Origin of the sequence: Exiguobacterium sp. TDN 0502 (assembly GCF_050846835.1) — a bacterium.
Lineage (GTDB): Bacteria > Bacillota > Bacilli > Exiguobacteriales > Exiguobacteriaceae > Exiguobacterium_A.
In genome coordinates this window covers 1-21,291 of sequence record NZ_JBOZGJ010000022.1, presented here as the reverse complement: position 1 = coordinate 21,291, position 21,291 = coordinate 1, and the positions used below count along the sequence as shown (strand labels likewise).

General features: G+C 47.6%; 22 protein-coding genes and 1 riboswitch. Of the genes, 9 read left to right on the top strand and 13 right to left on the bottom strand.

Annotated features, from left to right (window positions below; genetic code table 11):
• Positions 1–344: hypothetical protein (locus tag ACRPK8_RS15170; RefSeq protein WP_432238903.1), on the bottom strand; the 344-nt coding region annotated here is incomplete at its 3' end.
• A 222-nt stretch (positions 345–566) separates the two neighbouring features.
• Positions 567–1,436: a prohibitin family protein gene (locus ACRPK8_RS15165; RefSeq protein WP_432238902.1), complete on the bottom strand. Its 870-nt coding sequence runs from the start codon at positions 1,434–1,436 to the stop codon at positions 567–569.
• A gap of 299 nt (positions 1,437–1,735) precedes the next feature.
• On the opposite strand from ACRPK8_RS15165, the gene ACRPK8_RS15160 reads away from it, so the two are divergent.
• The 3 genes from ACRPK8_RS15160 to ACRPK8_RS15150 all read left to right on the top strand — a co-directional run bounded on the left by ACRPK8_RS15160 (position 1,736) and on the right by ACRPK8_RS15150 (position 5,799).
• A complete protein-coding gene (locus tag ACRPK8_RS15160) occupies positions 1,736–3,358 on the top strand; it encodes an ABC-F family ATP-binding cassette domain-containing protein (RefSeq protein WP_432238901.1) in 1,623 nt (540 codons plus the stop codon).
• Between the two features lie 65 nt (positions 3,359–3,423).
• Positions 3,424–3,804, top strand: coding sequence for an NUDIX domain-containing protein (locus tag ACRPK8_RS15155; protein ID WP_432238900.1), 381 nt, complete (start codon positions 3,424–3,426; stop codon positions 3,802–3,804).
• A gap of 114 nt (positions 3,805–3,918) precedes the next feature.
• A complete protein-coding gene (locus tag ACRPK8_RS15150) occupies positions 3,919–5,799 on the top strand; it encodes a PhoX family protein (protein ID WP_432238899.1) in 1,881 nt (626 codons plus the stop codon).
• Between the two features lie 41 nt (positions 5,800–5,840).
• Here the strand turns inward: ACRPK8_RS15150 and ACRPK8_RS15145 are convergent, their stop codons facing one another.
• The 6 genes from ACRPK8_RS15145 to ACRPK8_RS15120 all read right to left on the bottom strand — a co-directional run bounded on the left by ACRPK8_RS15145 (position 5,841) and on the right by ACRPK8_RS15120 (position 11,519).
• A complete protein-coding gene (locus ACRPK8_RS15145) occupies positions 5,841–6,305 on the bottom strand; it encodes a hypothetical protein (protein ID WP_432238898.1) in 465 nt (154 codons plus the stop codon).
• Positions 6,306–6,382: 77 nt separating this feature from the next.
• Entirely contained in the window at positions 6,383–7,330 is a 948-nt protein-coding gene (locus tag ACRPK8_RS15140; protein ID WP_432238897.1) for an ATP-grasp domain-containing protein, read from the bottom strand.
• Entirely contained in the window at positions 7,327–8,385 is a 1,059-nt protein-coding gene (locus tag ACRPK8_RS15135) for an LLM class flavin-dependent oxidoreductase (protein WP_432238896.1), read from the bottom strand. The genes ACRPK8_RS15140 and ACRPK8_RS15135 overlap by 4 nt, the downstream gene beginning before the upstream one ends.
• 73 nt (positions 8,386–8,458) lie before the next feature.
• Positions 8,459–8,561: riboswitch (SAM riboswitch) on the bottom strand.
• A gap of 111 nt (positions 8,562–8,672) precedes the next feature.
• Positions 8,673–9,311: a DUF975 family protein gene (locus ACRPK8_RS15130; protein ID WP_432238895.1), complete on the bottom strand. Its 639-nt coding sequence runs from the start codon at positions 9,309–9,311 to the stop codon at positions 8,673–8,675.
• A 63-nt stretch (positions 9,312–9,374) separates the two neighbouring features.
• The gene (locus tag ACRPK8_RS15125) at positions 9,375–10,646 is read right to left on the bottom strand and encodes a DUF2325 domain-containing protein (RefSeq protein ID WP_432238894.1); all 1,272 of its coding nucleotides are present in this window, start codon (positions 10,644–10,646) and stop codon (positions 9,375–9,377) included.
• Between the two features lie 75 nt (positions 10,647–10,721).
• The gene (locus ACRPK8_RS15120) at positions 10,722–11,519 is read right to left on the bottom strand and encodes a DUF817 domain-containing protein (protein ID WP_432238893.1); all 798 of its coding nucleotides are present in this window, start codon (positions 11,517–11,519) and stop codon (positions 10,722–10,724) included.
• A gap of 151 nt (positions 11,520–11,670) precedes the next feature.
• Between ACRPK8_RS15120 and ACRPK8_RS15115 the strand changes: the two genes are divergently transcribed.
• The 5 genes from ACRPK8_RS15115 (at position 11,671) to ACRPK8_RS15095 (ending at position 15,661) form a co-directional block, all read left to right on the top strand.
• Positions 11,671–12,336 carry a YczE/YyaS/YitT family protein gene (locus ACRPK8_RS15115; protein WP_432238892.1) on the top strand — a complete coding sequence of 222 codons (666 nt, stop codon included), beginning with the start codon at positions 11,671–11,673 and terminating at the stop codon, positions 12,334–12,336.
• A 154-nt stretch (positions 12,337–12,490) separates the two neighbouring features.
• Positions 12,491–12,946: a MarR family winged helix-turn-helix transcriptional regulator gene (locus ACRPK8_RS15110; RefSeq protein ID WP_268022204.1), complete on the top strand. Its 456-nt coding sequence runs from the start codon at positions 12,491–12,493 to the stop codon at positions 12,944–12,946.
• Position 12,947: 1 nt separating this feature from the next.
• A complete protein-coding gene (locus ACRPK8_RS15105; protein ID WP_432238891.1) occupies positions 12,948–13,583 on the top strand; it encodes a nitroreductase family protein in 636 nt (211 codons plus the stop codon).
• Positions 13,584–13,632: 49 nt separating this feature from the next.
• Positions 13,633–14,268, top strand: a complete 636-nt coding sequence (locus tag ACRPK8_RS15100; protein WP_023469790.1) for a nitroreductase family protein — start codon at positions 13,633–13,635, stop codon at positions 14,266–14,268.
• A 76-nt stretch (positions 14,269–14,344) separates the two neighbouring features.
• Positions 14,345–15,661, top strand: a complete 1,317-nt coding sequence (locus ACRPK8_RS15095) for an NAD(P)/FAD-dependent oxidoreductase (protein WP_432238890.1) — start codon at positions 14,345–14,347, stop codon at positions 15,659–15,661.
• A 29-nt stretch (positions 15,662–15,690) separates the two neighbouring features.
• Here ACRPK8_RS15095 and ACRPK8_RS15090 read toward each other — a convergent pair whose 3' ends face one another.
• The 5 genes from ACRPK8_RS15090 to ACRPK8_RS15070 all read right to left on the bottom strand — a co-directional run bounded on the left by ACRPK8_RS15090 (position 15,691) and on the right by ACRPK8_RS15070 (position 20,758).
• A complete protein-coding gene (locus ACRPK8_RS15090; RefSeq protein WP_432238889.1) occupies positions 15,691–17,127 on the bottom strand; it encodes a DEAD/DEAH box helicase in 1,437 nt (478 codons plus the stop codon).
• A gap of 63 nt (positions 17,128–17,190) precedes the next feature.
• Positions 17,191–18,264, bottom strand: coding sequence for a 23S rRNA (adenine(2503)-C(2))-methyltransferase RlmN (gene rlmN, locus ACRPK8_RS15085; RefSeq protein WP_432238888.1), 1,074 nt, complete (start codon positions 18,262–18,264; stop codon positions 17,191–17,193).
• A 137-nt stretch (positions 18,265–18,401) separates the two neighbouring features.
• Positions 18,402–19,205, bottom strand: coding sequence for an ABC transporter permease subunit (locus tag ACRPK8_RS15080; protein ID WP_432238904.1), 804 nt, complete (start codon positions 19,203–19,205; stop codon positions 18,402–18,404).
• Entirely contained in the window at positions 19,205–20,086 is an 882-nt protein-coding gene (locus ACRPK8_RS15075; RefSeq protein WP_432238887.1) for an ABC transporter ATP-binding protein, read from the bottom strand. The genes ACRPK8_RS15080 and ACRPK8_RS15075 overlap by 1 nt, the downstream gene beginning before the upstream one ends.
• Before the next feature lie 12 nt (positions 20,087–20,098).
• The gene (locus tag ACRPK8_RS15070; RefSeq protein ID WP_432238886.1) at positions 20,099–20,758 is read right to left on the bottom strand and encodes an SAM-dependent methyltransferase; all 660 of its coding nucleotides are present in this window, start codon (positions 20,756–20,758) and stop codon (positions 20,099–20,101) included.
• An 89-nt stretch (positions 20,759–20,847) separates the two neighbouring features.
• Between ACRPK8_RS15070 and ACRPK8_RS15065 the strand changes: the two genes are divergently transcribed.
• Positions 20,848–21,171, top strand: coding sequence for a heme oxygenase (locus tag ACRPK8_RS15065; RefSeq protein ID WP_432238885.1), 324 nt, complete (start codon positions 20,848–20,850; stop codon positions 21,169–21,171).
• The last annotated feature ends 120 nt before the right edge of the window (positions 21,172–21,291 follow it).

Sequence of the window (21,291 nt, the reverse complement as noted above, 5' to 3'; positions counted from 1 at the left end):
TCACTATCAGCTCGAGGTGTCTCAGGTGTCGGGGGATCTTCACTATCAGCTCGAGGTGTCTCAGGTGTCGGGGGATCTTCACTATCAGCTCGAGGTGTCTCAGGTGTCGGGGGATCAGTTGGCAGTTTTAGCTCTGTTTCCAAGAGTTCTTTACATCGTTCGTGTTCTTCTGTTTCCAACAAGTCCTTTTTCTTTGGGTCATTTAACGTCTCTTCACAAAACGATGACGTCAAAGGGGTGGGAATTTCGAGTTCCTCAATCGCATGACTGTGCGGAACCGGAAAACTTGTCGCGAGTACAATCATCAAGATGATAAAAAGATTCGGTGAGCGATTTCGATACAATAGCAACCCTCCTACTCTTTAGACCTGAATCGATTGACCTATTTCTCATTTAACGTTTATCTACCTTCTAAATAAGGGATTTAAACCATTAAATTGGAATTTAAAAGATACATAATTCATCCTTTTTTATTGATATATTAAAATTTAATATCAATGAAGGATTAATACCTCTTAATTATTATTACAAAATAAAAATGTGCTTGTCTCCAAGCACATCGTATTTTAATTCTTTTCTTCTGTCGTACTGTCTGGAATCGGAAGTTGTACCATGCTACCTGATCCACTAACGAGAGGGGATTTGCCGTCCCACTTCTTAACCGCTTCGTATTGTATCATTTCTTTCGTCAACGTCTTTTGTAGTTCTTTCTGTGCCTTTGCTAATCCCTGTGCTTCAATCAAACGCGCATCCGCTGCTCCTTTTGCTTCTACGCGAAGACGCTCTGCTTCTGCTTTTGCAATTTCAAGATCGGTTTTCTTTTTATCGAGTTCCTGCGACGCTTTGACCCGCGCATCGATTGCTTCCTGTGTCTTCGCATCCGGCTTCGGCGCACCGAGCGCAACATCTTCGATGATGAAACCGATATCCTTGACGTCTTCTGCGAACTGCGTCTGAATGCTCGTCGAGACATTTCCTGATTTTTCACCGAACAGTTCAAGGACAGTGACTTTCGAGATTTGTTCACGCGATGCATCATAAAGACGTTGCTTCAGATAACCTTTTGCAATCTCGTCGATTTCGATTGGTCCGAACTTGTTGAAGACTTTCGTCACCTTATCCGGCGAGACGGAGAAGCTGTATGTAAAGTCGACGACGATGTTCTTTCCGTCTTTGGTTGCAAGCGTCATGTTTTCAAGCGCTTTTGTCTGTGTCCGGATCGGATACTCTGTCACTCGTGTGATGGGTGAAACAACATGCCAGCCTTGCGAAAGCGTCTCGTCTTTGACACCACTTGACGGTGTATAGACGACACCAACTTGCCCCGGTTCGATTTGTTCGACGATGAACGGTGTTGTAGCAAGCAGTGCTAATACGAGCACACCAGCGATGATCATCGATGGGCGAATTTTTTTCTTCGGTTTGATTTCTCTCATTCTGAATCTCCTTTATCGATTTTTTCTTGGATATAGCGATAGAGTTCCATGCCAAACAAAACGATGAGGGCGAAAAACAATAATGTGAAAAAGATAGCCATCTAACCCCTCCTCTAGCGAATTCCTTACTTTCTTCTACGCATTCATCTGGAAAATGTTTCATTCTTTTAAATGTCCGGTTGCTTATTTTTAATTTCTGTCCTAATATGGAGGGAACTTTGCCTGCTCTACGACAGATCACGATTTGTGGTACACTCGAATGAGCACATCACTTACTAGAAACGAGGGTTCATCTCTATATGATTACAGTACAAAACGTCGGTCTTCGCTTTGCGGACCGTAAATTATTCGAAGACGTCAACATCAAGTTCACGCCAGGTAACTGTTATGGTCTGATCGGTGCGAACGGCGCCGGTAAGTCAACGTTCCTGAAAATTCTCGCGGGTGACATCGAGGCGCAACAAGGCGACGTCATCATCACACCAGGCGAACGCTTAGGCGTCCTTCGCCAGAACCATTACGAATACGAAGAATTCCAAGTCATCGAAACGGTCATGATGGGACACAAACGTCTGTATGAAGTCATGAAAGAAAAAGATGCTATCTATATGAAAGAAGATTTCTCGGATGAGGACGGCATGCGTGCTGCTGAACTCGAAGGTGAATTCGCTGAAATGAACGGTTGGGAAGCGGAGTCGGAAGCTGCCATGCTTCTTCAAGGACTCGGCATCAAGGAAGCCCTTCACTCGAAGACGATGGCTGAGCTGACAGGATCGGAAAAGGTCAAAGTTTTACTTGCCCAAGCGTTATTCGGTAAACCGGACATTCTCTTACTGGATGAGCCGACGAACGGACTTGATTTGAAGGCCGTCAAATGGCTCGAAGAATTCTTAATCGGATTCGAGAACACGGTCATCGTCATTTCCCACGACCGTCACTTCTTGAACAACGTCTGCACGCACATGGCGGATCTTGATTACGGTAAGATTCAATTGTATATCGGAAACTACGATTTCTGGTACGAATCAAGTCAGCTTGCTTCGCGTATGGCAAGTGATCAAAATAAGAAAAAAGAAGAGAAAATTAAAGAACTGCAAGCCTTCATCGCGCGTTTCAGCTCGAACGCTTCGAAAGCGAAACAAGCGACGTCGCGGAAGAAGTTGCTTGATAAAATCACACTCGATGACATTCGTCCATCGTCACGCCGTTATCCATTCGTCGGTTTCACACCGGAACGTGAAATCGGAAATGACCTTTTGATGGTCGATGGTATTTCGAAAACGATCGACGGTGTCAAAGTCCTCGATAACGTCCGCTTCTCATTGAACAAGACAGATAAAGTCGCGTTCATCAGCCAGAGCGATATCGCGATCACGACACTGTTCAAAATCCTCATGGGTGAGATGGAACCGGACAGCGGTACGTTCAAATGGGGCGTCACGACTTCGCAGTCCTACTTGCCAAAAGATAACTCGGAATTCTTCGAAGGCTCGGATAAGACGATCCTCGATTGGCTCCGTCAGTATTCACCGGCAGATGAGAGCGATACGTTCCTCCGTGGATTCCTCGGTCGGATGCTCTTCTCAGGTGAAGAAGTCATGAAGAAAGCCTCTGTCTTATCCGGGGGCGAGAAAGTCCGTTGTATGCTTTCAAAAGCGATGCTCAGTGGTGCTAATGTCCTCGTCCTCGACGATCCGACGAACCACTTGGATCTCGAATCGATCACAGCACTCAACGATGGCTTAATTGCTTACAAAGGCGCAATGCTCTTCAGCTCGCATGACCATCAGTTCGTCGAAACGATTGCGAACCGGATCATCGAGTTGACGCCGAACGGTATCGTCGATAAAGAAACGACATACGATGAGTACTTGAACAATGATACGATTCAACAGCAATTAACAGCGTTATACGCACAATGATGTCAAAAGAGACCGGAACTGTCGTTTCGGTCTCTTTTTTGAACACTTTAAAGGAGGAATGAGTCATGCGTCATCGCGTATGTGCTGCGTTGATCGAAGAGGAACAGATATTGATGGTCGAGTTACATACCCCATCCCGGACATTTTGGACGTTACCGGGTGGTGGTGTCGAGAGCAATGAAACAAAAGAACAAGCCGTCATGCGTGAAGTGTTAGAAGAGACGCACCTGCATGTCACGGTCGAACGACAACTCTATGAGATTTCAATCCATCACGGAACGGAAACGTGTTTTCTTGTCCGCCGTACTGCAACTAGTCCGGCACTTCGACTCGGCATCGATCCCGAACTCTCACCGGAACAACAAGAATTACGATCCGTTCAGTTTCAATCATTGAACACTCTGCAAGACGATCCCCAGATTTCCCGTTTGCTCTCACTACTGTAAAGGGAATATGAATGAAGTGAGATACAACTGACCAGGTTTCTTTACACCCTCTACATAATCGACTGATTAAATGGAAATGTAGCAACAACACAAACTCATTTGGGGGAAACGAAAATGAAACGAACACTCATGGTTGGTCTATCAGCAGCGGTCTTGTCATCAAGTATGGTCCCGATGTTCGCGGATGCCCACAGCTCTTCTCACAGTACACGCAACATCAAGAAGGTCGAATTTTTATCGATGGATGCACCGACAAAAATTGACCAGATGGTCAAAACTTATACAGAAGCAAAAGTCAAAGTGACGTATACGAACGGTAAGACAGAAGTCAAACCGTTAAACTACAATCAATTGTTCCTCTCGCAAGATAAAATCGTCGAAAACAAGGGCGACATGATTGCAGCGGGAACTCCAATCGATGCCAAAGGCAATCCGATCATCGACCGGAGTATTCCGGACAAACCGGAAGCCTTCGTCTCGGACGCACCCGACTCAAACAGTCTGCTTGAAGTCCACGGAAAAAAATATATGGTGTCTCATTTCGAGTATGATTCAATCGACAACGCCGGAAACGAAGTCAAAGGACTTCCGGCATCGATGACATTAACCGAAGTGACACAGGACAAAAAAACGGGGAGACTTGCCGTTAAAAAAGCAAGCAAGATTGACTTTAAGAACGTCAATGGACTCTGGACACCATGTAACGGTTCAACGACGCCATGGGGAACACACCTCGGATCAGAGGAATATGAACCGGATGCGCGTGCGTTCGAATCAGATCCTAACTCGTCTGCTTACAAAGATGTCAACGCCTTCGCTGAGCGTTACTTCGGTACGACTGAAAAAGCAAATCCGTACTTCTACGGCTTCACACCGGAAATCTCGGTTGACCGTAAAGGAAACGCAACAGCGGTCAAACACTACAGCACAGGTCGTTTCTCGCACGAGATGATGCAGATTCTGCCGGATCAAAAGACAGCAATCTTCGGTGACGACGGGAACAACACGATGATGTTCATGTACGTCGCAGACAAAAAGCGTGATTTTTCAAAAGGAACACTCTATGCTGCGAAATTCCATCAGACTCGGGCAACCGAAGGCGGTGCCGGTGATCTCGAGTGGATCAAACTCGGACACGCTTCCGATAAGGAAGTCAAACGTTTGATTGATAAAGGAACGAAATTCAGCGACATCTTCGAGACAGCAGATGCGCCGACACCGGGCTTTAAAGCGGTCAAAACAGCGGCTAGCAAAAAGGTCGAATACTTGAAGCTCAAAGCTGGTAAGGAAAAAGAAGCTGCCTTCCTCGAATCACGTCGTTACGGTGCGTTACTTGGAGCAACGTCGGAGTTCAACAAGATGGAAGGCATCACAGTCAACGAAAAGGATAAAAAAGCCTATATCGCCCTCTCTTATCTATCGGGAAGTACCGAAAAACAGGAAGGCGCGGTCCAGGATGATATCCAGTTTGAAAAACGCGAGTCTGGCGTAACATTCGAAATCGATTTCGGTCGTGCTAAAGGCATCAACAGCCGTTATGTTCCGACGAACATGCAGGCACTCGTCATCGGTGAAGATTTAGCGAAGCCCGATGCTTATGGCAACACGGCGAATCCCGATCTCGTCGCGAACCCGGATAACCTCGCTTATTCCGCGACATCCGATACGCTCTTCATCGGCGAAGACAGCTCACTGCACACGAACAACTTCGTTTGGGCTTATAATCTGAAGACGAAAAAATTATCACGTATCCTTTCGGTTCCAGTCGGAGCGGAAGCAACTGGTCTTCGTTCACTCGATCATGTTGGGAAGTATAGCTACCTTCTAAGTAACTATCAGCACCCAGGTGAGTCATTGATGGACAAACAGATCACAGCTGTCGACCCCAAAGCGCTTGAACAAGCGATGAAAGACGGTATCGGCATTCAAAAAACAGGTGGTGTCGGCTACCTGTCCGGATTACCAAGCAGTCATAAATCGTATACGCATCGATAAGATACAAAAACACGGACTCCCGCACGCGGGAATCCGTGTTTTCATGTATTCTTCTTTTGTTTCGCTGCCTCTTCTTCAACACGTTGTAACAGACCGTGAACGATTTTTTCATTTTCCCGTTCTCCTCCGAGTGATAATAAACTCTTCCCGACAAAATTGGCTCCCTCGCTTTTTCCGGTATAGATCAACAGACAACGATCGTGTCCGAGTGGTTTGAGCGTAAAGGTCATCTCGATCTTGAAGATGCGTGCCAACGTGAATCCAATCGTATTCTGTTTGAAGTCGGGTTCATTCGTATAGGCTAAATCGGTCACGATATATGTTTCAAGCCGATTTCCCTGCATATACGTTTGACGATACGTCGAGCCGACGACACCCGGCTTTCGCTCAATCACTTCGTGTTGGACGACATTCGGAATCAAGCGTTGCAGCCTTGTGTGATCAAACAGATGCCATGCTTCTTCGATCGGGATATCAAGCTGCCGTTCTTCTCTCCACGTGATCATACATCTGCCTCCTTTTTCTATACAAATACCCTGTCATCCGGTCTTGTAACGTCCGGTGACAGGGCGGGAGCCGATTCTTATTTTACTGTGCTTGTTTCAAGAGCTGCTCCGAGGAACTTTGCCAGCTCGAGCATACCGTAGCGTCCGGCAGCTGCTTCAGCGTCCGAGTTGTAGTTCGTATTCGTATTGACGTCATACGTATAGATCGTACCTGACGCATCCTTAATGAACTCAATCCCGGCGACCGCAATCTGATTCGCTTGGAGGAATGCTTCGTACTTTTCGATGATCGGATCATTGAAGCCTTCAACGATTTGGAACTTCATCGGTGTTTGCGGTGCCTCTTCGCCAACCGGGCAGAACAAGTCGTCGATCACACAGGCATCGGCCGGGCAAAGCTCGAATCCTTCCGACGTATCGACTCGGACCGCATAGACAAATTTTCCGCCTACGAACTCACAGCGTGTGATATACGGTTCCGGCGCCTGGATATATTCTTGAATCAGTGTGATGCCGTCGACTGGTTCGTCAAATGTCGGACCGTCGAGATAAGCTTCGAGTGCTTCAATCGAGTGGAACAGCTGCACCCCAAGTCCTTTGCCGGCACGGTTATGTTTCGTAATGAACGACGATACTCCGATTTCTTTTGCAGCTTGTACGATTTGATCACGTCCAACAGCAGCCGTTGTCTTCGGTACACGGATGCCTTCCTTACGTAGTGCTGTATACTGATTGACTTTGCTGACCTCAAGGCGGAGCGCACGCGTTCCGTTAAAGACGGTCCGGTCATGCTCTTCTAACCAAGCAAGGACGCCTTCCGTCAACTCCGGTGCATAACGGTGACCACGTGTATGCGAAGAGGCACTCATCCGGCTGTAAAAGACGCCTTCTGGTGGTACTTGATCGAGCGGAACAATCCCCTCATCCAGATGCCACTGTTCGTACGGTAATTCGAGTTCCTCGAGACGTTTAATGAGATGGTCCGTCCATTCCTGGTTTTCGTGGAGAATATGAATTTTTGTCATGATTGTTGACCTACCTTTCGTTTCGCTTCAACCAACGGCATTACGTCACGGGCAAAGCGTTCCATTTCTTCGAGTTGTGGTGAGAATTGTAATAAGAGTAACGTCACACCAACGGCTTCGAACGCCAGAATCCGCTTCGCAATCTGTTCCGGTGTCCCGATCAGGTTCGGTCGTAGACCGCGGTTCGAGACGGAATAATCGTTTCGCTCCACCTGTTGTTCGAGTTGTGATTTACTGATGAAATCCTGATAACCGGCATAGCCGGCGCTATCTTCTTTGACGTCCGTGATGCGTTGCCACTCAAGCAACGCTTCTTCTTCCGTATCCCGGCAAATGATATAAGCGGCAAGACCGAAGCTCTCAAGTGGTGATTTCCCCGTCGCTTCCCGGCGTACTTTCATATCATTGATTTTATGAGCGACTTCTTCAACCGTTCCCCCATGCATGACGTAAGCGTCACAGTGTTCGACGATCGTCCGTTTTCCGGCTTCACTCTCTCCACCGGCATAGAGCTTGATTCCCGGACGCTGGACCGGCTTCGGATGAAGTTCCGCCTGCTCGATCGTGTAGTGATGACCGGAAAAACTATACGGTGACGCATCTGCCCATAATCCTTTCATGACCGTGACGAACTCTTCCGTCCGAGCATAACGTTCATCGTGTGCCGTAAAAATCCCATTGTATTGTTTAGCTTCCTCCGCCCACCAAGCTGAGACGACGTTCAGCGTGAAGCGTCCCCCGCTTAATTGATCGATGTTCGTTGCCATTTTCGCCGTCGTCGCCGGATTATGGAAACCGGGACGAACCGCCGTCATGATCTCAAGGCGTTCCGTCGTTGCGGCGATCGCCGCTGCCGTCGTCCATGCCTCAAGACTTGGTTCCTTGATGCCTTTGATATCATTCAAGTTCAATTCCGCGATCAACGTCGTTGAGAAGCCGATCCGTTCTGCTGTTTGGGCGACGTGTTTGACATAATCGAATGTCGCCGGCATCTGTTCATCCTCGACGTTACGCAACCACCACCCAAAAATTGGTAACCAAAAACCATACTCCACTCCATCATCCCCCTTAACATAAAAAACGCTCTTTTCGAAGTTCGAAAAGAGCGACGGTATCCTGTCCTGTCCGCTCTTATCTTCAGAAGGTATCCCTTCCTGGAAGTAGCACCTTCCGCCATGGCGGGGTTGCTGAAGTGTCTTCGGGCCAGTCCCTCGACTTCTCTAGATAAGATGTGTTGCATTCATCGTACAGAATTCACTGAACTAAAGCAACCATTAAACCGTCTTTTCCCATCGGAATTATTCCAAACAAAAAAATCCCGACATAGTGTCGGGATGAAATATTAGTATGGTGCGACGAAATCCGATGTCGGTTCTGGTGACTGTTCCCCACGGACACGATCGTAGAATTTCGCAAGCGTGACGCTGAAGTATGGTCCAACCCACAGGATAGCAAGACCAAGCGTGACGATTACAAGCAACGCCCACCCAATGAACGATAGGAAGAGCAGAAAAGCTTCCATCTTATGACCATCCATCAGTTGACGTGAACGTGTGATGGCTTCAAGAATGCCAATCGACGGCTCATCTCGAAGGATATAGAACGTCAACAGGTAAGAGAACGACTTGATGATCCCTGGAATGATCAAGAGCAATGTCCAGAGCGCGATGAAGATGAATTGAACGATGGAAAGACCAACTACTTTCAGGAACATTCCGTATGGCTCAAATAAACCTGTCACTTTTGTTTCTTCGCCACGAGCAATCGACATAGCAATCCATGTCCAACCGACTCCTACTGGAATCAGTAAAATCGACACCAATGAGACGACGAGGTCCATGCTATTTGACGGCTCATCGATATCCGATCCAAATAAGTTGGGGACACCTTGAATGATACTAAACAGCAGAAATGCTAGGACTGCAAAGCCCCAACGACCGCTAAGCGATGCCTTTGCCGCTTTTTTTAATTGAGATGACATGAGTAAGGTCCTCCTTGAAAAATAAGTTCTCACCTTACTCTACGGCTTAAAACTTCTAATGTTTCACTCTTTTTTCAATAATTTCCCGTCTTGTTGCTGTTTGAACCAAGCACGCTCAAGTTGTCGCTCACACGCTGTATATAACGAACGACGACCATCAAGGCGTTCCATCGCGAACGGAATACCATGTTTTTTCGCCTGTGCAATGACATGAGCGCTCGCAGCATGCGAAACACGGCTCGTAACGACGACGATGGCATCCGTCTTTTTAGCGAGACAAGCAATCTTTTTCGCGGACTGTGCGTCTCCTGCGAGATGAATCAATTCGATTCCTGTCGGCGCAAAGAATTCGCGATAGACAGAAGTCTGTTGCTCATTTCCAACGATGACGAGGCGCATACCTGTGAAGCGCGTGAAATCAAGCGGTGTCTTATCGACGAAATCCATCAATTGTCCAGGTACAGCTGTCGTCACGATTGGTTCGATCTTCCGCTCTTTTTGAACACGAATGCGCCGCTGTGCTTTTTTAGGTTTTGGGACCGTTTGCCGTTTCATTTTTCGGGCATACCGGTCTGACTTTTTCGCTGTAACAGGTGTCTTCTCTACTAATTGTTTTACTTTTGTCGGACGATCTGATAGTTCGTTGACAACTGGTTTTTCGTACGTAAACTGATGTTTCCAGACAATCGTCAAGCTCTCCTTTCGTCCCCGCCACATGACGAGATCGACGAGTTGTCCTGCTTCTAATCGGAAATAACGCATGTCCTCTACCGGTACAACATAATAGAACGGTTTTCCCGCTTCATCCTGTAGCGGACCATTAACCGTCTCCTCAATGATTCCGTGTGCTTTGACAATTGCTTGTTCAAACACGACACGTTCCGGATTCTCTTTCATCCGTTCCGTCGAAACGACAGCTTCGATGCGACACAGCGTTTTCTGATCATCCTGACGCTCGACACGGACACGGACTTCCATGCCATGCTCGAGATTCCAGTCACGCACGTCTCGTTCTGAAATATGACTGCCGGACCATTCCAGTAACGACCCGCCTTTTAACCCCCGCTGAAACGTATAGGCATAACGCTGCTTGCGTACGGGCTCGACCGGTACTTGAGGTGGAATCACGATGATCTGCTTCGGCTCTGCCTCGACTACTTCATCAATTACCGGTGTCTCCTGTACGTTGCGTGGTGCATAATACGCTGACATCTGAACCCATTCGTCGATTCCATTCACTTCATCAAGCCAGAGTTGCCAATCTTCATACCGCTCCACGACCGCTAATTTCATCTGTACCAATTCCGTTGCGCGTTCGATCACCTGTTGCATCATCTGTAACCACTTCCTTTGCGTTTTTTTCACTATAGCAACGGAAAAACGCGGAAGTAGTTCAAAAAAACAACCAGGTTATTTTTTTACATAGGTTCGCTGGTTAATTTCCACAGCAGGATCCTGACGCTTGTGTTTTGCGACGATGACGATTAGGACGGTGATGATGACAAGCAGGAACCACGAAGACAATTTACCAAGATCAACGACTGCCCAGCCTCCCTCTTGATGCGGGTAGACCCATCCTTTAAAAAAGGTCACGATATTCTCCGCCACCCAAATAAAAAAGGCAATCAGTAAAAAGGACAGGACGATCGGCATCCGGTAAGTCGTCTGCTCAATCGTAAAATGAACCCATGATTTATAGAAGACGAGGACGACGAGGAGCATCAACAACCAGCGTGCATCAAAGATCCAGTGATGCGTGAAGAAATTCAGATAGACGAGACTGCCGACACCAATTGCCAGCCACGGGGAGGGAAATGCCGTAAATCGTAGGCGAAATCGTCTGAATGCCTGACAGACATAGCTTGCGACACTAGCGTACATGAACCCTGCATATAGTGGAACACCGGCTATTTTCGTCCAAGCCTCTTCCGGATAACTCCACGATCCGACATTTACCTTGAACAGTTCAAGTGCTAATCCGATGACATGAAAGAGTAAAATCAGCTTGAATTCCTCCATTGTTTCGTACCGCGTGGCGAGTAAAATGATTTGGACAAGGATACACCAAATCAATAATATGTCGTAACGGGCGATCGGTTCAGTCGGCAGATAACGCGAAAGCGCGAGCGCCGCGAAAATCATCACGGGAAAGACGCAACAGACGGCTTCTATGTATGTAAAACGAATCAGATGTCGGATCGCTTTCATCCTGTTCCCTCCTTTTCCTTCAGTATACGGGTCCCGTTTCTCCTTCCCCTCCTTCTTAGGATGGAAAAAACGGAAAATTTCGTCTTTCTTCTTCCACTTTTCTCATGATACAGTTAACGAATCAATTATTTTAAGAAATGAGGTGCCAGACATGACGCGTCATCGCGCTTCCTGGTTGTTACGCGCTACGTTAAAATGGGGATTATTCCTCCTCGGTTTATTTTTACTTGCCCTCGGGTCATCGATGATGATCACAGCAGAACTTGGTGTCTCGACCTGGGATGTGCTCCATCTCGGTTTACAGAAAAAGACGCCGTTATCTGTCGGAACGATCATTTTGCTCGTTGGTCTCTTACTCGTTTTCGTAAAATATGCGTTAGACCGCGTCACGCCGCAAATCGGAACACTCGTCAATGCGATCTTTGTCGGCGTCTTCATGAATCTTGTGCTTGGTTCTCATCTCTTACCCTCTTTTGAGTCTGTCTGGTTGAATACACTCTGGCTCGTTTTCGGGATTTTCATCATCGGTATGGGCGCAGGCCTGTATGTCGCTGTCGGATACGGGGCCGGTCCACGCGATGGCTTGACGCTGACGCTTGCAGAGCGTTTTGGAACCTCGATTCGCCTGATGCGGACAATCATGGAAGTTACGGCATGCGGTATCGGCTGGTTGCTCGGTGGTCCTGTTTTCTTCGGCACGATTCTCTCGATTTTCTTAATCGGACCGTTTCTCCAATTTTGGTTGTTTTATTTTCGGAAGATCATTGCAGCAATTGACGCAAAAGGTCTTCCAGCGTCTGAACGCCAAATCAGCTAAGTCGCCTGAATCGATATCATTCCGCGTGAATGATATCTTTTTTTATATTGAAAGCAGATAAGTTGCGTCATCAAATTAAACACGTTATATTCGTTTACATATCAATCTTTGATACGTCAAAGGTTTCTTCGAACGAAGGGAAGGATGTGATGGATTGAGTATTTCCTGCAACGAAAAAGGACGTTTGATCTATGCACTCGTCTCCGTCAATAAGACGATCGCTCAAAAATTCGATCTCTGTACGGACGGATTCAGTCAGACTCGAATGGATTTGCTCGCTCAACTGCAAGTCGATCAAACGATCAGTCAAAAAGAACTGCAAAAACGCGTCAATGTCGATCATGCGGCAGTGACCCGTCACCTCAAGCACCTCGAATCAACCGGGATGATTGCCCGTGAGCGTTCAGTTGCTGACAATCGGGTGATTCTTGTTTCCTTGACGGAACAAGGAGCGACGCGCATCGCACGATTACGTGAACAAAAAGACGAGTTCCTCGAGAACTTACTCGAAGGATTCTCCGCTGAAGAACAACGGACGTTAGCTGAGATGATTCAACGCATCGAAGCGAACGCCGACACATTACCTAAACTAAAAGAGGAGTCGATTTAATATGGCAACGCAAACTACAACAGACTTCATGGAAATCGTCAAAGGACGCCGCTCGATCCGTAACTACGATACAGACGTGAAGATCTCAAAAGAAGAAATGACACAAATCCTTGAAGAAGCAACACTTGCACCTTCTTCCGTCAACATGCAACCATGGCGTTTCCTCGTCATCGATAGCGAAGAAGGCAAAGCAACACTTGCACCACTCGCGAAATTCAACCAAGTCCAAGTCGAAACATCTTCTGCTGTCATCGCCGTCTTCGGTGATATGAACGCCGTTGATCAACTGGAGAACATCTACGATACAGCTGTTGAAAAAGGTCTCATGCCACAAGAAGTTCGCGATCGCCAAGTACCAGCCATCCAAGGGATGTACAGCAGTGTATCAGCAAACGATTTGAAAGACAGCATCTTGATCGACTCTGGTCTCGTTTCGATGCAATTGATGCTCGTTGCTCGTGCGCACGGTTATGATACAAACCCAATCGGTGGATACGAAAAAGATCAAATCGCGGAAGCGTTCGGTCTTGAAAAAGATCGTTATGTACCGGTTATGTTGCTATCAATCGGTAAAGCAGTTGATGCAGGATACCCATCTGTTCGTTTGCCAATCGCAGACATCGCAGACTGGAAATAAGTTTTTCACACTATAAACAGAGAAAACACACAAGGGAGATTGAATAATTATGACTACTCAAACAACAACGGACTTCATGGAAATCGTCAAAGGACGTCGCTCGATCCGTAACTACGATACGAACGTAAAAATTTCAAAAGAAGAAATGACACAAATCCTTGAAGAAGCAACACTTGCTCCATCTTCCGTCAACATGCAACCATGGCGTTTCCTCGTCATCGATAGCGAAGAAGGCAAAGCAACACTCGCACCACTCGCGAAATTCAACCAAGTTCAAGTTGAGACATCTTCTGCTGTCATCGCCGTCTTCGGTGACATGAACGCAGTCGACAGCATCGAGACAATCTACGACATGGCTGTTGAAAAAGGTCTTATGCCACAAGAAGTACGCGATCGCCAAGTACCAGCCATCAAAGGTTTCTACCGTCCAGAAGACGTTGAAACATTACGTGATAGCATCTTGATCGACTCTGGTCTCGTTTCGATGCAATTGATGCTCGTTGCTCGTGCACACGGTTACGATACAAACCCAATCGGTGGTTATGAAAAAGACCAAATCGCAGAAGCATTCGGTCTTGAAAAAGAACGTTATCTTCCAGTCATGTTGCTTTCAATCGGTAAAGCAGTGGACGCAGGATACCCATCAGTTCGTCTACCGATCGCTGACATCGCAGAATGGAAATAAGCAATATCAGCCGGTCCGGATTCCTTTCACAGGAATCCGGCTTTTTTGTATACTCAGAGAAAAGGAGGCGTCAGGGATGTATGATGTCACGATTATCGGAGCCGGTGTAGCGGGAATTTTTCTCGCTCATCAGCTCATTGAAGATGGACAGCATGTCTTATTGATCGATGCCGGAAAACTGATTCGTGAACGAACGGCAGAAGATGCGTATCTTGGATTCGCGGGTCTTGGAAAATCAGAAGGAAAGTTTAATTATGCGACGGGATTCGGTGGCGAACTCGTCTCAAAAATCGGCGTAGAAACGACGCAACGACTGTTCCAAGAAGTCGATAACCTCTTATGTACATATGGTGCAGATACGATCGAAACCTATTCTACTCATTCGCCTACTGTAGCATCTCGTGCCCGCCGTGCCGGTCTCCACACAGTCGAGACGACGGTCCGTCATCTAGGTACAGCACGGACAGCTGCCGTCTTCACAGCGTTTGAGGATGCCTTATTGTCACGACTCGATGCCCGCTTCGAAGCGACGGTCGAGCAGATCACGAAGTCGGAGCCGTTTACGATCAAAACAGCGGACGAGACCTTCGTCAGTCAACGAATCGTCTTCGCGACGGGTCGTTCCGGTGCAGACTTTACGCTGCACCAGTTAGCTACGCTTGGTGTCGCGCCACAGCGGACTCGACTGGATCTCGGGGTGCGGATTGAAACGGATGAAGCCCTCTTTCGAACGCTGCTACAGGAGACATTCGAGACGAAGCTCGGTTACGACTCTCCTCATGGTCAAGCTGTCACCTATTGTATGAATCCGCGTGGACGAATCATCCGCAAATATCAAGAAGGACTCGTCATGCCGGACGGTCAAAATGTCCACGAGACGGTAAACGGCTCGACAAATCTGAACTTCACGCTGTTTCTTCCGCGTTATTTTTCGACGCTAGCGAAAGCGAATGCGTATGCCGCACGCATCATCGGCGGAATCAACCAAGGTGGTGATCGCATTCTCGTTCAGCGACTCAGTGATTTCCGAGCATCGCGAGCGACGACACACGATCAATTGAGTCGTAACACCATTGTCCCTTCTCTAGCTGCTTCCCCGGGAGATTTGCACACGGAAGTGCCTGCGGAGGACCTGCTTGTCTTAGCAGGCTTTTTAGAGCGCCTCGAACAACTCCTTGAGACAAAACTTCCGGAAGATACGTTGCTTTACGGATTAGATGGCAAGTTTTACGCACCGATGCTCGAGACGTCCGAGACGTTTGAGACGACATGTCCCGGTGTCTATGCGATTGGCGATTGTTCCGGTGCGACGCACTCGCTTGCCCAGGCAGCCGCAAGCGGACTTCATCTCGGGCATGCCTTGACGCAAAACAGCCGGTCCTTCTCCTCCTAGACGGAGAGGGACCGGCTGTTTTACTTATTTTACTTCTTGAACGCTTCATACACCTTCAGTTGTTTCCCTTTGACCTTCGTCGTCTTCATTGCCCGTAGGACAAGCGGACCTTTGCCGTTCAGGATGTCGACATACGTCAATGTATCCTGAATCGAGATGATCCCGATGTCGTCTGCTGTGACGCCTTCAATCTTCGCGATCGTTCCGACGAAATCAACAGCACGGAGTTTCTTTTTCTTTCCGCCGTTAAAGAACAGCTTCATGATGTCGGCATCAAGCTGTTCCGTTTTTGATGAACGCGTATCTTCCGTCGCCATTTTCTCTTCGAACGCATCCGCCGTCCGCATCAAGTCCTTTTCCGTCGGTGCTTGGCGACGAGTCAGCTTCCCGTGATACTGCTCGATTTCCTTCAGGCGACGTTCGTCTGCCGGTGTGACGAGACTGATTGCTTGTCCTGCAGCTCCGGCACGACCCGTCCGACCTGTCCGGTGAACGTAGCTTTCCCGTTCGACGGGGAGATCATACTGGATGACGTGTGTGATATTCTCGATATCGATACCGCGTGCCGCGACGTCTGTTGCAACGAGAATCCGGAACTTCCCAGCACGGAACGCTTTCATCGCATCAAGCCGATCGTCCTGTTCCATCCCACCGTGAATCGCCTCGACCGGATAGTCATGTGCGCGTAACCCGTTCGCGACGAAATCGACATGTTCTTTCGTCCGACAGAAAATCATAGAGCGATCCGGATTTTCAGCGACAAGGACATCTTTTAAAATCGCGAACTTCGTCTTATCCGTCACCGGAATATAGCTGTGCGTGATCGTTGAGACAACGGTCTCGCCGGCTTCGATTCGTTTTGGTGCCTCCATGTAACGGTCACTCAACTGCGCGATGTCTTCTGGGAAAGTTGCAGAGAACAACAGCGTCATCCGTTCCTTCGGTAACTCGGACAAGATCGCGTCGACTTGATCGAGGAAGCCCATGTTCAGCATTTCGTCCGCTTCGTCCAACACGATGTAACGGACTTTCTCAAGCGATAACGTCCCCCGCTCGATATGATCACGGACGCGTCCCGGTGTGCCGACGACGACGTGCGTCTTTTGTTTGAGTTCTGTGACTTGTCCGCGGAACGGTTGTTTTCCGAAGACAGCCGTCGCCTTGATTCGCTTATAGCGTCCGATGTTCATGATGTCTTCTTTGACCTGTAAAGCAAGTTCACGTGTCGGCGTCAAAACTAAGACTTGCGGTTTGTTTTCTTCCCACTCGACGAGTTCACAAAGCGGAATCGCAAACGATGCTGTCTTTCCGCTCCCTGTCCGTGATTTGACGATGACGTCTTTTCCGGATAATACAACGGGGATGACGGATTGCTGGACTTCGGTTGGTGTCGTGTAACCGAGTTGCTCGATCGAATCGAGAATCGGTGTGCTCAAGTTAAAATCATTGAATCGTGTACGTGTCATGTGATGGCCTCATTTCTTATCGTAAAAAAAGCTTCCCACCGAAACGATGAGAAGCCCAACGAATTATTTGGATGCTACTTTATCTTTTTTGATTTGCTTACTACGTAATTGACCACACGCAGCATCAATGTCTGTTCCGTGCTCAAGACGAACACCACAGTTCAAGCCGTTCTTTTTCAACGTGTCATAGAACGTCGTGATGTCTTCAGACGTACTACGTTGATATTGACCGTGCTCATCGACTGGGTTGTACGGAATCAAGTTGACATACGTCAGGTGACGTTTGTCTTCGAACAATTTCGCGAGTTCGACCGCATGTTGTTTTTGGTCGTTGACGCCACGAAGCAAGATGTACTCGATCGTGATTTTACGGTTCGTCGTTTGAACGTAATAATCAATCGCTGGCATCAATTTCTCAAGCGGGATCGCCCGGTTGATTTTCATGATTTGCGTACGCAATTCGTTGTTTGGTGCGTGAAGCGAGATCGCTAGGTTGACTTGGAGTTTCAAGTCAGCGAACTTGTAGATCTTGTCTGCCAAACCACTTGTTGAAACCGTGATGTGACGTGCACCGATCGCAAGACCATTGTGGTCCTTGATGACGTTCAAGAAGTCGACCATGTTATCGAAGTTATCGAACGGTTCACCGATACCCATGACGACGACGTGGCTGACACGTTCTTCGTTACCGACGGCATCGAGGTGATGCTGCACGTTCATGATCTGTTCGACGATTTCGCCTGCTGATAAGTCGCGGCTCTTCTTGATGAGACCACTTGCACAGAAGCTACAGCCGATGTTACAGCCAACCTGTGTCGTGACACAGACAGAAAGACCGTATTTATGACGCATCAAAACGGTTTCGATCAAGTTACCATCATATAATTTGAAGAGGAACTTGATTGTTCCGTCTGCTGATTCTTGCTTGACCGCTTCTGTCATCGAGTCAATCGTAAAACTCTGATCTAACAACTCAAGGCAATCCTTGTTGACATTCGTCATTTCCGCGAAAGTCGTGACACGTTTACGGTAGAGCCAATCCCATACTTGTTTGGCACGGAACGGTTTGTGGCCTTGATTCGATAACCATTCTGTCATCTGATCAAGTGTTAATCCATAAATGGATGGTTTATTCATTTCGAGAGACCTCATTTCTTTTTCCAGAACTTCAACATTCCTTTATCTTAGTAAAAATCAGCGCTTGACGCAACGTTCAAATCCTAAATGTTCACTTTCTGTAAAGTTTTTTAACCCCTTTTGGTCAAGGTCGAACATCAAATCGACAAACTCCGGCGACGAAATTGTATGAATGCTCCCATCAAAAAGAGGAGCGTGATCGCGATTAAGCCTGACAGATGTAACCCAAAATCCGTCGTGCCCTGCAAGAGTTCCGTCGTATTGAATAGGCTGAAGATGGAAGCATAACGGAGCCACTCCGTCCGGTCACTCAGCCCGGATAAAATCGTCAAGACGATGGACAGAACCAGTACGCTGCCCGCAAGTGAAAACGCACGTCGTTCTTCATCGAACAAGGTCGCGACGAATAATGTAAAGGCTCCGATCGCAAATAATAACAGAGCAGCATTTAATTGAATTCGCCATAATACCGCAGTATCGATTGTAATCCCGCTCATCCACCAATCCGCTACCATCAACACGAGACCGTTCAGCGTGACAAGAAGAAGACTAGCGAGTCCCATGACGCTTGCGACTGCTATCGTATAGTCGTTTCGTGTAATCGGTGCCGCCAGATAGACGATCAATTCTCCATTGTCGATGGGTCGCGCGACAAGACGGGCTGCTAGCGAGAGTAAAAATAGACTTGCGATGACTTGGAAAATCAATCCGTAATAATTCCCACCGAGCAGGTCCAGTACATTATCAAATCCTGTCACCTTGTCATATTGGAAGGCTTTGAGTACTTCAGGTGGTAATGCTTTCAGTTTTGCTTCCAGTAGTCCCGTCTTCATCATGGAGGGATAGAGGACGGCGAGCATCAAAAGATAGAGGCTTGTTCCTATGGAATAAGCGAGTACCGGCTTCGCGACTTGTTTAAACAACGAACGGATCAGCAACATCACGACGTTTCCCCCTCTCCGTAATAATGCAGGAAGACTTGTTCAAGATCATCAGCAGACGGACGAATCAGTTGGACATCATAATGTGTCAAATGAGCAATCACCTGATTTAACGTCAGTCGCTCATCGGTCTGAAAACGGACTTCCTCCCGTTTTGGTTCAACACCGATCCGCACAGCGAACTGCGCGGCCTCCGCCTCACTTCGAAAGACAACGGTATACTCCCTACGACTGGAACGAACCAGTTCATGAATGTCGGCTTCGACGATGATCCGACCGTCCTTGATCAATGCAGCTCGATCGCACGCCTTTTCCATCTCCGGAAAATGATGTGAGCTCATCAGAATCGCTTTACCTGCGCGTTTCTCCAGTTCTAGCCATTCTAAAAATCGTTCCTGCATCAACGGATCGAGACCACTTGTCGGTTCGTCGAGTAAATAGACGGGTGCATCTTTCATGAAACAACCGACAATCGCGAGTTTTTGTTTCATCCCTTTTGACATCTTCCGGATCTTCGTCTTTGTCTCGAATGGGAAACGTTTTAATAGCCGTTGTTGCCGTGCCGGATCGCTACGATGCAATTGTTGCATCAAATGCAGCATATCCGCTCCCGTCATATCTCCCGGCAAACTAATCTCCCCCGGCAGATAGCCGACCAACTGTTTCACTTCTTTACTTTGGTTCCAGCAATCAAAACCACCAATCGTCGCCTTTCCCTCATCCGAAGCCATCAATCCCATCAAATGACGAAGTGTCGTCGATTTTCCGGATCCATTCGGACCGATGAAGCCAAAGATCGTTCCGGACTCCACGGTAAAGCTGACATCGAATATCCCACGCCCGGGGGCGAATTCCTTCGTGACGTGCTCCAAGCGAATCATCATCCGACCTCCTCAGTATTCGATTCTTCTCCTATTTTCTTCATACCCGTTTTGGAAGCTTTCGCTCGGATCAAAACGATAGATCACGAATCGTTCATCATGATTTTTTTCATAGAGTTCCCGCAAGCGGATTTCGTCCGTTTGCTCAAACACAGTATGCCGCTCGAGATAATCCCGGTATTCATCCGTCGGATAATAAAGAATGAGATCGACCGAACGTGAAGTACGTTCCACCGACTGTAAAATATGATCAATGACTTTCATGAAAATTTGTGAGGAGAACGGGTTAAAGAAGTAAAAGATATTCGCCTCGTCCGGAATATCGTATTGCTCCGCATACGCCTGTTCAAAACGTAAACTTCCCGAGCGTCGTTTCCGGCGACTCTGATAGTTCACCGTGTTTCGAAGTGCATCCTCATAGAATTGTCCATTCATCTCGATACCGATGACGGAACAGTCAAAACGATCGTGCAGATAAAAATTGAGCCGTCCTTTTCCGCAGCCAAAATCAATGACGGTGTCCTGTCTGCGAAACAGATAGGTTTCGCATAATTCGTCTAACGCTGCGTAAGGCGTCGGTTCATATCGATTGTAGTGACTAAACACGCCATACAGGTGTTGCCTCTCGATGGTTTCGATCCGTAATTGCTGATCGTATTCCTTCTCATTCATCGTTTGGATTCCTTCTTTCTGCCATTCTTATCTTCATCGTACTATACTGAAGAAGTACGTCATTCGTTTTTTCGAAAGGGGTTTTCATGATGATCGTCGTTACGAACCGAATTAAAGTTAAAAAAGGTATGGCTGCCGCTCTTGCTCCTCGTTTTACACGTCCAAGCGGACTCGATACAATGGATGGATTCATCCGCGTCGAGGTCTTACTGACACAAAATATTGAAGAGCATGATGAGATGAACGTCAACATGTACTGGGAAGACATGAAGAGTTTCCAAGCATGGCGGGAAAGTGACGATTTTAAAGCATCACACAGTCGCCCGGCAAACAGTGATGCGGGTGAGTCGCCGATGCTCGGCAGTGAGATTCTGACATATGAGGTCGCTTCCGTCAAAGAACGTACAAACTAAACCTAAAGGATTCGTTTCGAATCCTTTCAGATTGTAGACGGGCTTGACTCAAAAAAGAATGACGCGTCTTTTCACGCCCTTTCCTCAGGCGAGACACAAGCCAGTTTTCCTGCTTCGTTC